This window comes from uncultured Coprobacter sp., assembly GCF_947855755.1.
Taxonomy (GTDB): Bacteria; Bacteroidota; Bacteroidia; order Bacteroidales; family Coprobacteraceae; genus Coprobacter.
In genome coordinates this window covers 19,073-31,872 of the sequence record NZ_CANUAR010000025.1, presented here as the reverse complement: position 1 = coordinate 31,872, position 12,800 = coordinate 19,073, and the positions used below count along the sequence as shown (strand labels likewise).

Below are 12,800 nucleotides of genomic sequence, written 5' to 3'. Positions count from 1 at the left end.
CAGATGCCTTTAATATTTTAAACTAACGATTTTAACACATCGTATCTTATTAAAAGTAACAAAAGAATAACGAAAAAGCATCGTTATTTATTATTAGAATACGTAAGTTTGTGAATCATTTATATTTATATGAAAAATATTATCAACCGGCTCAGCGACCAAATCGAAAAAGATGTCATATCGATATATCGACATCTACACCAATATCCGGAACTCTCTTTCCAAGAAAAAGAGACGTCTCTCTTTATCGAAGAAATATTGAAAAAAGAAGGTATTTCTTATCGTAACCGAATAGGAGGCTACGGAATTCTGGCTCGGATAGAAGGCGAGAAAGAAGGTAAACACATTATCGGACTCCGTGCAGATATGGATGCTCTGCCAATAGAAGAAAAAAATAAGATCGAATATCGGTCAAAAATACCTCATGTAATGCATGCTTGCGGACATGATGCCCACACGGCCTGCTTATTAGGCAGTGCTCTTGTAATGAATAAATTAAAAAAAGAATTCGGCGGAACATTGCTACTCATCTTCCAACCGGGAGAGGAACGTCACCCGGGCGGAGCACGGTTAATGCTCCAGGACGGTCTTTTCGATAATATCTGCCCGGAATGTATGATGGCACTACATACCCATACCGAAATACCTTGTGGTACAGTAGCGTTCCGTGACGGATGTATAATGGCCTCTGCAGACGAGATTCACATTACGGTAAAAGGGAAAGGTGGACACGGAGCAATGCCTCATTTGCTGAACGATACGGTGCTGGCGGCAGCTCAAGTCGTAATATCTTTGCAACAAATTATCAGCCGCAGACGCAATCCTTTTATCCCGGCCACTTTGTCTATAGGTCGTTTCATTGCAGACGGAGCAACAAACATCATTCCTCAAGAAGTTCAAATATCCGGGACTTTGAGATGTATGGAAGAAAAAGAAAGGATGAAGTTGAGATCTCTTATTCTGCAAACAATCAAACAAACGACCGAAAGCTATGGATGTACTTGCGAGATAGATATGAAAGACGGGTATCCTGCACTTATAAATGACACGAACATCACAGAAGAAGCCCGTAACTACGCAATAGAACTATTAGGAGAGAAACACGTGATTCCGTTAGAAAAACGGATGACTTCTGAAGATTTCGCATTTTATTCACATGTTATACCCTCTACATTTTTCAGACTGGGAATAAAAGGATCTGCTAACCCTGAATGTCAAGGCCAGCATACTCCGTATTTCCTAATCGATGAAGCGGCCTTAAAAACCGGAGTAAAAACATTATCATGGCTGGCATACCGCTTCTTGAATAAACCATAAGAGCCCGTTTCTTTACAGATAAAACATTAAAGTTACAATCAGAATATCAAAATATTATAAAAAGAAAATTGTAAGATCGATTTTCAAAAATAAATTCGTTTTTCTTCCATTTTTATTTGAAAATGTAATCTATTTTCCATACATTTGTATAAAATTGCATTTAAATCAATTAAAGTACATACATAAATGGGACACCACCAATTAGATAGTTTAGATTATAAAATCTTAAAACTAATCGCATCCAACGCCCGCATTCCGTTTCTGGAAGTAGCTCGTGAGTGTAATGTATCCGGAGCAGCAATTCATCAACGGGTACAAAAATTGACAAACTTGGGAATCATTAAAGGATCGGAATACACAATCGACTCCAATAAAATCGGGTTCGAAACATGTGCTTACATAGGTCTTTATCTTCAAAATCCCGGACAATTCAAAGAAGTTCTGGAAAAACTTCGACAAATTCCCGAAGTCGTAGAATGCCATTATACGACAGGACAATACGATATGTTTATCAAATTATATGCTCGCAACAATAGCCATTTATTAAAAATAATTCATACTAAACTACAGCCTTTAGGCTTAGCCAGAACCGAATCTCTAATCTCTTTCAAAGAGGCATTCAAGCGACAATTACCGATCGAGGATCTGGAAGACGAATCGGAAGACTAACTAAATGACGATAAAATCATATAAATCCGCTATACCAGAAAAAAAGGCATAGCGGATTTTTTTAATCAATGTTTCATCATGAACGACTGGAAAGAATTAGAAACAAAAGCGATAGAATGGGCTAAAATGATGGGAGAAATTCAGCTTTCATATTTCAGAAAAAGTCATCTATCAATAAAAACCAAATCGAATATTTTTGATATCGTAACCGCAGCGGATAAAGCTTGCGAGCAATATTTCCAAGATCAACTTGCCACTCATTTTCCAGATCACGACATGTTAGGAGAAGAAACCGGAATACATGAAAAAGGTAGTGATTATTGTTGGATCATAGATCCTTTAGACGGCACTACGAATTTTAGCCAAGGATTACCCGTTTTCTGTGTATCGATAGGGCTGCAATATAAAAAAGAGACAATTATCGGAGTTATTTACGCTCCCTATTTAAACGAACTCTATACTACAATAAAAGGTGAAGGGGCTTATAGAAACGGACAAAAATTGAAAGTCTCCGATAAAACAGAATTATCACGATCTGTCATCGCGACAGGTTTTCCATACGATCATGGGACTAACCCGGATAACAATTCAGCCAATATAGTTCATATCTTACCCAAAGTAAGAGGAATCAGGCGTATGGGTTCTGCAGCGTATGATTTATGTTGTGTAGCAGCCGGGAATTTAGATGGTTATTGGGAATTAAATCTGAATTTATGGGATGTTTGCGCCGGCATTTTACTGGTAGAAGAAGCCCAAGGCAAAGTAATTTCATTTCGGAATAACAGAGGCATTTCAATCATCGCCGGAAATTCGGATATTACATTATTACTAAAAGAAAATATCAGATAAAAATGACAGATTATCGGCTTAAAATAAGGTTGAATGATTCTTAATGCAAATTTAAGTACAATTTTATCCGATCGTTAATCACTCGGAATTTACTTTGTAAACAGCTTTTATCAAGAGCTGTTTTTTTATTTCAAAAATAACTGAAAATCTGAAATAAAGGATAGTAATTCCCAAGTGTATATTAATATCAAAAGCCAATATAATCTTATGAAAACACTTTATTTTTATCAACAGCATACTCTCTTTAGCAGAGCATTGCGCCTACCCCAAATTATCATTCAAAGAAAAGGGAAACTTAGCTTGTTTACAACCTTGGCCATGCTGCTACTGTCACTATCTGTTCATGGACAAGCATCAAATAAGATACTGATCAACTCCGGATGGGAAATGCAAGACGCAGCCATAATTTTCAAAGAAGGTATGAAAGCCGGATGGGAAATGGAAAACGCTGCAAAAGTTCCACAAGAGGGTAAAGTAATCTCTACAGTAAAATATCAACCTTCAGGTTGGTATAAAGCAACAGTTCCCGGAACCGTTCTCACGACTTTAGTAAATAACGGTGTTTATCCCGAACCGCTATACGGAGAGAACAATCGCCCTGAAGTAATACCGGAATATCTTTGTCACACAGACTGGTGGTACAGAAATGAAGTTATGATCCCGGAGTCATATAAAAACAAAACTATATGGCTCAATTTCGACGGAATTAACTACTCTGCCGATATTTGGGTAAATGGACGTCGGGTAGGTCCGATCAAAGGAGCATTCATACGAGGCAATTTCGATATTACGCCATTCGTTAAACCCGGGCAAACAGCTGTTATTGCCGTCCGTATTTCTCCTCAACCAAATACCGGAGTTCCTTTCGAACATATTATGGGTACGGTTGGAGGTCCGTGCGGAGGTGTGGGTCGCCTTGACGGGCCGACCTTCGGATGTTCCAACGGATGGGACTGGTTGTCCGGAATCCGAGATCGAAACAGCGGAATATGGCAAGACGTCTTTCTTTCTGCAACAGGTCACGTATTAATGAAAGATCCATTAATTACATCGGATTTGCCGTTACCACGTACCGATAAAGCTTCCGTAACTGTACAAACAACAGTACAAAATATAACCGGAAATGCACAAAAAGGTATAATCAAAGGAAGTTTCAACAATGTAAAGTTCGAAAAAATGGTAGAAATCGCCCCTTGGCGATCACTGACATTTACATTCGATCCTAAAGAGTTTACTCAACTAAATATCGAAAATCCGAAACTTTGGTGGCCTAACGGATTAGGAGAACAGAATCTTTATTCTATGCATTTGTCTTTTGAAATAGACGGAAAAGTTTCTGATGAGAAAGAGATAACATTCGGTATCCGAGAAGTATCATACGATATCCCCGAAAGTGAGAATCTGGGTCTTACGGTAAATGGGGTACGCATATTTTGTAAAGGAGGCAATTGGGGATTGGATGAAGCCCTGAAGCGAATCGATCCCAAACGGTTAGAAGCTCAGATACGCATGCATAAAGATGCCAATTTCAACATGATACGTCTATGGGGAGGACAAGCCGCAAGCAAAATCCTCTACGACCTTTGCGATAAATACGGTATAATGATTTGGGACGAATTCTGGCAATTCAATGCAGCAGATCCTCTCGACCAAGATCTTTACATGGCAAATGTCCGCGATAAAATATTAAATTTCCGCAATCATCCGTCACTGGTTATATGGTGTGCGCGCAACGAAGCGTATCCTCCTAAATATCTCGATGACGCTGTACGCTACGTTCTTGCAGAGCTCGATCCCCTACGCCATTATCAATCCAATTCCGGTGGTGGAGGCGGATGCAATTCAGGAGGTCCGTATGAATGGCAGACTCCGGTAGATTATTATCGTTTTTCCGAAAGCAAAAAATTCAATAAAAAAGAAACATTTAAAACAGAAATCGGTCCTCAATCTATACCGACATTGGAATCTATTCAAGGCATGATACCGGAAAAAGATTGGACAAGTATTACCGATGCATGGGCAGAACATAATTTCATTTCAGGAGGTGGACGTAACCTAATGAAAACAATGACAAAACGTTATGGAAAAGTTGTCAATGTAGCTGATTTTGTCCGTAAATCACAAATGATGAATTATGAAGGTTTTCGTGCTTTATATGAAGGACGAATAGGTAAAATGTTTTCCCCGGCACAAGGAATATTGTTATGGATGAGTGTTCCCGCCCAACCGAGCTTTGTTTGGCAAATGTTCCACTATGATTTAGAACCGAACGCCTCTTTCTTCGCTTTACAAAAAGCTTGTGAACAAATACACATTCAATTCAACGAAACAGAGAATGGTATAATACAGGTAATTAATCATGAGCCGAAGGCATTAAGCAGGGCTTATGCAAAAATTACAATTTACAATATCGACGGGTCTGTTGCAGCCGAAAAGAGTTATGGAGTAAATGCTTCTGCCTGTTCGGTAAATAAAATAAGCGACATTGAATGGCCTTCGAACTTATCTCCGGTTCATTTTATAAAACTCGAACTCCGAGACTCTGACGGGAAACTGGTCTCAGACAATTTTTACTGGCGAGGGATCTCTTCAAAACCAAACGACCTCACCGCTCTTGAATCAATACCTGTCGTAAAACTCGCAACGAAAGCCTCTACCCGTACAAAAGACGGAAAAATATTCATCGATGTTATTTTGCGCAACCCGAGTAAAAACATCGCTTTAATGACTCACTTGCAATTGCATCGAGGGAAAACCGGGAAACGTGTACTTCCGGTATATTACAGCGACAATTACATTTCTTTAGCACCGAAAGAAGAGAAAAAAATAACAATCGAAGCAGATATTGCTAATCTCAAAGGAGAAAAACCGCTCGTTTTGGTCGACGGATGGAATATCAAAGTATCCTCATCAACTTATATCGCCCCGAATAAAAATGCAGAAGTAAATAGTTGGCCTAAATCAGAGTTTACATTCACTGCTCCAAAATTAGAACCGTCCGATGAAATCCGCATCAATTGTTCCGGATATAACAGAGACGGATTTTCTAAAGATCCGGGCTTTCTTGAAGGAGCTTTAGGATATTGTACTGAAGATGTCGATGTAAGTGCACCTATGTCAGGACCTGAAGCAATATACAAGACGGTTCGCTGGGGATCTTGTTCCTATCCGAATTTGATGAATAATCCAAATGGAATTTACACGGTCAGACTACACTTTGCAGAGTTGGATAAAAATACACCTCCGGGAAAACGTCGCTTCAACGTATTGATCAACGGCAAAACCGTATTGACAAATTTAGATGTTATTAAAGAAGCCGGAAGTAAATTTAAAGCTCTCGTTAAAGAAATTAAAGGAATTGTTCCCGATAAAGATCAAAAAATCACAATTGAATTGAAAGATATAAAATCAGGAGCTCCACAAATTTGTGGCTACGAAATATTCCCTGAATAAAAAATTTCAGAGACAGAGTGTTTAATTTTGCGCGGACAGTTTTTGATAATAGTTTTCAAAGGCATTCTTCTGTCCCGATAAAAGTGTAGCGTAGATGTGCAGGAACGAGTGAACATACCGGAAAAGACTCGAAAAATCCGGATATAGAACTTTTACCGGTCTCTAAAAATAAACAGGTTGCTTTAATATTCTTACCTAAAGCAGCCTGTTTCATGTCCTATAGTTATCATCTTTTTTAGTCACCTTCCATTAAGCTCCTCTCAAGAGGAAAACGTCCTAAAAATACAGCAACATGTAAATTTTATATTTTCTAAGAGCCTGTCTAAATTTTCCAATTAGAAAATATTATCAAGTCATTTTTGCGCTTTCTTCCGGCCTATTTTCCCGTTTTCACTCGTCAGATAGCCCGCTATCATCCTCATAAAAACAGAAAAATATCCTCGTAAGAAACTCTCAAATCTGACCCGAGCAAAATTTAGACAAGCTCTAAGAAAGACAAAAGGATATACAAAAAAATAAATTAAATAGGTAAAACTAATCGCTAAATCTGTATTTTTGCAAAATATCGAAACAGCATAATTAAACATAACATATAAATGGGAAAAGAAAAAATAATATTGACCGCAGATCGCCCGACCGGGAAATTACACATCGGACATTATGTTGGGTCGTTGAAACGAAGAGTAGAGCTGCAAAATTCAAACTTATACGACAAAATATTTATTATGATTGCCGATGCTCAGGCTCTTACCGATAATGCAGAAAACCCTGAAAAAGTTCGTCAGAATATAATAGAGGTAGCTTTAGATTACTTAGCATGCGGAATCGATCCGACAAAATCGACCATATTCATCCAATCCCAAATACCGGAACTTTGCGAACTGGCTTTTTACTACATGAATCTGGTAACGGTCTCCCGACTGCAAAGGAATCCTACTGTAAAAACAGAAATACAGATGCGAAATTTTGCGACCTCGATTCCTGTGGGATTTTTCACCTATCCCATCAGCCAAGCATCTGATATCACAGCTTTCAAAGCGACAACAGTTCCTGTCGGAGAAGACCAAGAACCGATGTTGGAACAAACAAGAGAAATAGTCCGGAAATTCAATGCCGTTTATGGAGAAACCTTGATTGAACCGGAAATTTTATTGCCGGATAACTCTGCCTGTCTGAGACTTCCGGGAACAGACGGGAAAGCCAAAATGAGCAAATCATTGAACAATTGCATATATTTATCGGAATCTGCAGACGACTTACAAAAAAAAATAATGAGTATGTTTACCGATCCCGGACATTTACGTGTACAAGATCCGGGGAAAATTGAAGGGAATACAGTATTTACTTATCTCGACGCATTCTGCAAACCCGAACATTTTGAGAAATACCTGCCAGACTATCCTAACCTTGACGAATTAAAAGCTCACTATCAAAGAGGAGGATTGGGAGATGTTAAAGTTAAAAGATTTTTGAACGCAATCATGCAGGAAGAATTAGAACCGATACGTTCAAGACGAAAAGAGTTCGAAAAAGATATTCCAGCAATTTATAATATATTGAAAAAAGGAAGCGAAGTAGCAAGAGAAGCGGCAGCCGATACACTTTCTGATGTTCGCAAAGCAATGAAGATCAATTATTTCGATGACGATGAACTAATTGCAGAACAATCGAAAAAATTTGGGCAACAATAACCCTACCACCTATTATATAATAATCTCAAAAAATCATAACCCTCGAAAAGTTGAAAACAAGAACTTTCGAGGGTTATTTATGCCTTCAAACTGACGTTTTCATTCATCTAAATTTGTCTATAATATAGCTAAGTTAACCTTATTATACCATAAAATCATGAATACGCATTTTTTTAAAGGACTTTTTACATCTTTGCTTTTATCTCTCAATTTTGTAATTTATGCCTCAAACTCAAACATAGAATGGATGAATGGATACATAATTACACACAATAACGACACTATACATGGAATACTCGGCTATAGAAATGGAGATGGCGATTGGAGAGAATGTTTATTTAAAAATAGTCCACAATCGGAAATCATAACCTACATACCTGAAGAAATTATCTCTTACGGTTATGAAAAAGGGTTGACATACATATCAAAAGAAATAGATATTCCTCATTTCAAAAAATATGTTTTTATAGAAACATTATTGACCGGAAATATAAATTTATACTATTTGAAGATAGGAGTCTGCTCTGAATATCCTGACGGAAAATCTTCTTTTATAGCAGAAGTTCCTTCAGGAAAAATGATTGAACTAAAAGAGGACAAAAATCTAAAGACCGAAAATATTACACGACAACAAAACAAAGCAAAATTAAATTTTCTTTTTGCTGAATATCCAGAACTTAAGCCACAAATCGATAATACCAGAATTGATAGAAAAAGCCTGATCGAACTATTCAGTAATTTTCATAAAATTATATGCTCCGACTTCTCCTGTGTATCATATAAAGAGAGAAATTCTCCTCGAAGATGGTGGATCTCCCCTCAGGCAGGGGCTGTAATAAATCATTATAATGATCTCAACGGTTGGCATCCGGGATTTGCCATCGGCTCATTTGTAGCGACAAATTTAAGTAAATTCTCCGATCGCTTTGTTTTCAATATCGGATTAGAGCTAAACACGTCTCCTGATTATTTATATTGGACAGAATTCCCTTCAACCCAAAAAGGATGGTCCTATACCCTCACAAACTACTATACAATAGAAAGTCGTGTAATGAATGGAACTGCCAGACCATTTTTTGAAATCGGAGTACATCATGGATATCTCATTGCACAACAATACAAAGCAGATAACGCAATCAATGTTTATAACTGGGGAATTATAGCCGGCATAGGAATGTACTTACATTTGAAAAAATGTGAACTGCCTATCCGAATCCGGTACTGTTATGGGAACAAAGTAGATATGGCAACTTTGACAATAGGCTATACATTCAAGCTAAAATAGAATGCTCTGATTATCTCAAGTTTTATTAAGAGCCTACCTAAATTTTACTCAGACCTAACTAAAGAATGTTTTTTCGTTTTACGACAAAACATCCTCGAAAGAAAATCTTAAAACTGACTCGAGTAAAATTTAGACAACAAGTCCTAAGAAAAAGTACCTTTTTCTTTTTATTTATAATTATTCTAAATAACTTTGTGAAATAAAAATTTAAAGTTATGGGACATTGTCATGACCATATCCATCACACACCTCATGTAGAAAATATAAATCGAGCATTTATATGGGGAATCGGTTTGAACCTTGCATTCGTTATTGTAGAAGCCGGGGCAGGATTATATCTGAACTCCCTTGCATTATTATCTGACGCAGGACATAACTTAAGCGATGTAGTCAGTCTCATATTGGCATTATTGGCTTTTCGCCTTATGAAGGTAAAGGCTTCGGTAAACTATACATACGGATATAAAAAAAGTACAATTCTGGTATCTTTGCTAAATGCGATCATTTTATTAGTTGCCGTAGGAGTAATATTTTCTGAAAGTATAGAAAAGCTAAAAAATCCACAGCCTATCGAAGGCGATGCCATTGCCTGGGTCGCCGGAATCGGGATTTTAATCAATGCTTTTACAGCCTGGCTTTTTTTTAAAGATCGTAAACACGATCTTAACATTAAAGGTGCTTACCTGCACATGGCAGCCGATACTCTTGTTTCGGTCGGAGTATTGATTTCTGGTATAATCATACAATACACAGATTGGTACATGATAGACCCTATTATTGGACTGATCGTTGCTATCGTCATTTTAATATCAACATGGAATCTACTCCACGACAGCCTACGCCTATCATTAGACGGAGTGCCTGTCGGAATTAATCCCGATAAAATCAGGACATTACTATTGGAAGACAATAGAGTAAAAGAAATACACCATCTTCATATATGGGCAATCAGCACGACTCAGACAGCTTTAACGGCTCATATAGTTATAAACTCGTTCTCCGACAGTCAAAATCTGAAATGCCATTTGAAAGAAATGCTGAGAAAAGCGAACATCCAACACGCCACATTAGAAATGGAGCTTCCCGGAGAACATTGCGAAGGGAATTGCTGTTAATTACAAGATATGAATATTTTCAAGAAATTAAAAACAACCCATAAAACCCAATCAGGAGCTCTGGATTTACTTAAATATATCGGTCCGGGATTGCTTGTTACTGTCGGGTTTATAGATCCCGGGAATTGGGCTACAAATTTAGCTGCCGGATCTTCATTTGGCTACGCATTACTATGGGTAGTAACATTCTCTTCCATTATGTTGATTATCATCCAACATAACGTCGCTCATTTGGGAATCGTTACGGGATTATGCCTTGCAGAGGCCACCAACAAATATATTCGCAAAACAGTCTCCCGACCAATATTAGGCTCTGCGATATTAGCAAGCATATCTACCTCGCTTGCCGAAATACTCGGAGGAGCAATCGCTTTAGAAATGTTGTTCGATATTCCGATAAAAGCAGGAGCTGTCATCATAACAATTGCTTGTATTATTATGCTGTTCAGTAATACATACAGTAAAATCGAACGGTGGATTATCATGTTTGTCTCAATAATAGGACTTTCTTTTCTCTATGAACTGACATTGATAGATGTAGAGTGGACAAACACCGCAAAAAGCTGGGTAACACCATCTTTCCCTGACAATTCATTATTGATTATAATGAGTGTACTCGGAGCTGTTGTTATGCCACATAATCTTTTCCTTCATTCCGAAGTCATTCAAAGCCGAGAATGGAATTTAGAGAATGAAAACGTAATAAAGAAGCAATTAAAATATGAATTCTACGACACGCTACTCTCTATGGGAATAGGTTGGGCTATTAACTCTGCAATGATCATCCTTGCCGCAGCAACTTTTTATAAACAAGGAGTCGTTGTGGACGAACTTAGTCAGGCGGCTAATTTACTTACCCCCCTCGTCGGAAACAATGCAGGAGTCATATTTGCAATTGCCCTATTATTTGCAGGAATTTCATCGACCATTACATCGGGAATTGCAGGGGCTTCTATTTTCGCGGGTTTTTTCAACGAGGCTTATAGTCCGAAAGACATTCATACGAAAATAGGAACATTACTCTCTTTTATTCCGGCTTTATTGCTCATCTTTTTCATCAAAGATCCGTTTCAGGGGCTTATCATATCCCAAATGCTGTTGAGCGTACAACTTCCTATTACCGTATTCACACAAATTTATCTGACTTCCTCTAAAAAAGTAATGGGTAAACACGTCAACAAAAAATCGACGACAATCATCCTTTTATCTTTAGGGACATTAGTTACGATTTTGAATATAGCGTTATTAATAAGCCTATTTTAAAATTTTGTACAAATCTTTTTTGAGAGCTTTTTTTGAAAAAATTTTCTTCCTGATAAAAAAACGAATGGGTTAAAGACATGTAAGAACGTGAAAACAGTCCGGAAGAAAACGCCCAAATGACCTGATAATATTTTTTGTCGGAAAATTCAGACAAGATTTTGGCAGAGCTATCATAATTTGTAGGTATAGAAAGACCTTATTTTCATAAGTTCAGGGGATTGATGCAGGAGGATATATCTTATTACTTTGCCAAAAACAAATAATTTTAAATTATGATAGGTATATTTTTCGGCAGTACAACAGGAACAACAGAGTCCGTAGCCAACCAAATTGCACAAGAATTAGGAATATCCTCTACAGATATTCACAATGTATCCGAAACCCCAGTAGAAGCGACAGACAAATACGATTGTTTGTTATTAGGCTCATCGACATGGGGGTGTGGAGAATTACAAGACGATTGGTATGATTTCATAAAATCATTAAAAAGTCAGAATTTGAATGGGAAAAAAGTCGGTATATTCGGATGTGGAGACGGTGAATCATATCCCGACACATTTTGTGACGCAGTAGGATTAATTTATGATGAATTATCTGAAAGCGGTTGTAACTTTATCGGTAGTTTCGAACCCAAAGACTATGCCGTAACGGATTCTTTAATTTGCAGAAACGGAAAATTCGTAGGTCTGGCAATCGATGATTGTAATGAAAGTTCACAAAAAGTATCAGAACGCATACACGAATGGTGTAACTTAATCAAAAAAGAAATTGAATGAGTGTAGAAGATTATAACCGCTTTGACTCTATAAAAGTATTTCTTCACCAGATTTATGAATTTAAGAAAGGAGTCCGTAATCTGGTTCTCTGTACGATGTGCAAATCTTGCGCCGATCTTGTCACAGAACGATTAAGGGAGCAGAAAATCGAGTATTTGATTCAAGAAGTCGTACAAAATAAAGTCAATTTATATTTCGGAAAACGTTCTTGTCTGGAAACCGTACGGACATTCATCGATAAACCGTTAAATAAACTTTCTCCAGAAGAAGATTTTATATTAGGGGCAATGTTAGGCTATGATATTACAATGCAGTGTGAACGATTCTGTAAAAAAAAGACAATAACACGAACTGCATAGCATAATAAAATAAAAAGAGATCG

11 protein-coding genes are annotated in these 12,800 nt (G+C 37.5%); 10 read left to right on the top strand and 1 reads right to left on the bottom strand.

Going from position 1 to position 12,800, the window contains the following annotated elements; translation table 11 throughout:
* Positions 1 to 129 precede the first annotated feature (129 nt).
* The 4 genes from Q0093_RS12155 (at position 130) to Q0093_RS12140 (ending at position 6,288) form a co-directional block, all read left to right on the top strand.
* Positions 130 to 1,317: a M20 family metallopeptidase gene (locus Q0093_RS12155; protein WP_297930840.1), complete on the top strand. Its 1,188-nt coding sequence runs from the start codon at positions 130 to 132 to the stop codon at positions 1,315 to 1,317.
* Between the two features lie 186 nt (positions 1,318 to 1,503).
* A complete protein-coding gene (locus Q0093_RS12150) occupies positions 1,504 to 1,986 on the top strand; it encodes an Lrp/AsnC ligand binding domain-containing protein (RefSeq protein WP_294178760.1) in 483 nt (160 codons plus the stop codon).
* A 78-nt stretch (positions 1,987 to 2,064) separates the two neighbouring features.
* Positions 2,065 to 2,835 carry an inositol monophosphatase family protein gene (locus tag Q0093_RS12145; RefSeq protein ID WP_294178756.1) on the top strand — a complete coding sequence of 257 codons (771 nt, stop codon included), beginning with the start codon at positions 2,065 to 2,067 and terminating at the stop codon, positions 2,833 to 2,835.
* A 207-nt stretch (positions 2,836 to 3,042) separates the two neighbouring features.
* Positions 3,043 to 6,288 carry a malectin domain-containing carbohydrate-binding protein gene (locus Q0093_RS12140; RefSeq protein WP_297930837.1) on the top strand — a complete coding sequence of 1,082 codons (3,246 nt, stop codon included), beginning with the start codon at positions 3,043 to 3,045 and terminating at the stop codon, positions 6,286 to 6,288.
* A 55-nt stretch (positions 6,289 to 6,343) separates the two neighbouring features.
* Here the strand turns inward: Q0093_RS12140 and Q0093_RS12135 are convergent, their stop codons facing one another.
* Positions 6,344 to 6,502: a hypothetical protein gene (locus Q0093_RS12135; protein ID WP_294178752.1), complete on the bottom strand. Its 159-nt coding sequence runs from the start codon at positions 6,500 to 6,502 to the stop codon at positions 6,344 to 6,346.
* 382 nt (positions 6,503 to 6,884) lie between these two features.
* Between Q0093_RS12135 and trpS the strand changes: the two genes are divergently transcribed.
* The 6 genes from trpS to Q0093_RS12105 all read left to right on the top strand — a co-directional run bounded on the left by trpS (position 6,885) and on the right by Q0093_RS12105 (position 12,777).
* On the top strand, positions 6,885 to 7,979 hold the full coding sequence (trpS, locus tag Q0093_RS12130; RefSeq protein WP_294178749.1) for a tryptophan--tRNA ligase: 1,095 nt from the start codon (positions 6,885 to 6,887) through the stop codon (positions 7,977 to 7,979).
* Positions 7,980 to 8,226: 247 nt separating this feature from the next.
* Complete coding sequence (locus Q0093_RS12125) at positions 8,227 to 9,264, top strand: hypothetical protein (protein WP_297930833.1); 1,038 nt, start codon at positions 8,227 to 8,229, stop codon at positions 9,262 to 9,264.
* A 215-nt stretch (positions 9,265 to 9,479) separates the two neighbouring features.
* Complete coding sequence (locus Q0093_RS12120; RefSeq protein ID WP_297930830.1) at positions 9,480 to 10,379, top strand: cation diffusion facilitator family transporter; 900 nt, start codon at positions 9,480 to 9,482, stop codon at positions 10,377 to 10,379.
* Positions 10,380 to 10,388: 9 nt separating this feature from the next.
* Entirely contained in the window at positions 10,389 to 11,642 is a 1,254-nt protein-coding gene (locus tag Q0093_RS12115) for an Nramp family divalent metal transporter (protein WP_294178741.1), read from the top strand.
* A 272-nt stretch (positions 11,643 to 11,914) separates the two neighbouring features.
* On the top strand, positions 11,915 to 12,418 hold the full coding sequence (locus Q0093_RS12110) for a flavodoxin (protein ID WP_294178739.1): 504 nt from the start codon (positions 11,915 to 11,917) through the stop codon (positions 12,416 to 12,418).
* A complete protein-coding gene (locus Q0093_RS12105; RefSeq protein WP_122304420.1) occupies positions 12,415 to 12,777 on the top strand; it encodes a DUF2023 family protein in 363 nt (120 codons plus the stop codon). Before Q0093_RS12110 ends, Q0093_RS12105 begins: the two co-directional genes overlap by 4 nt.
* The last annotated feature ends 23 nt before the right edge of the window (positions 12,778 to 12,800 follow it).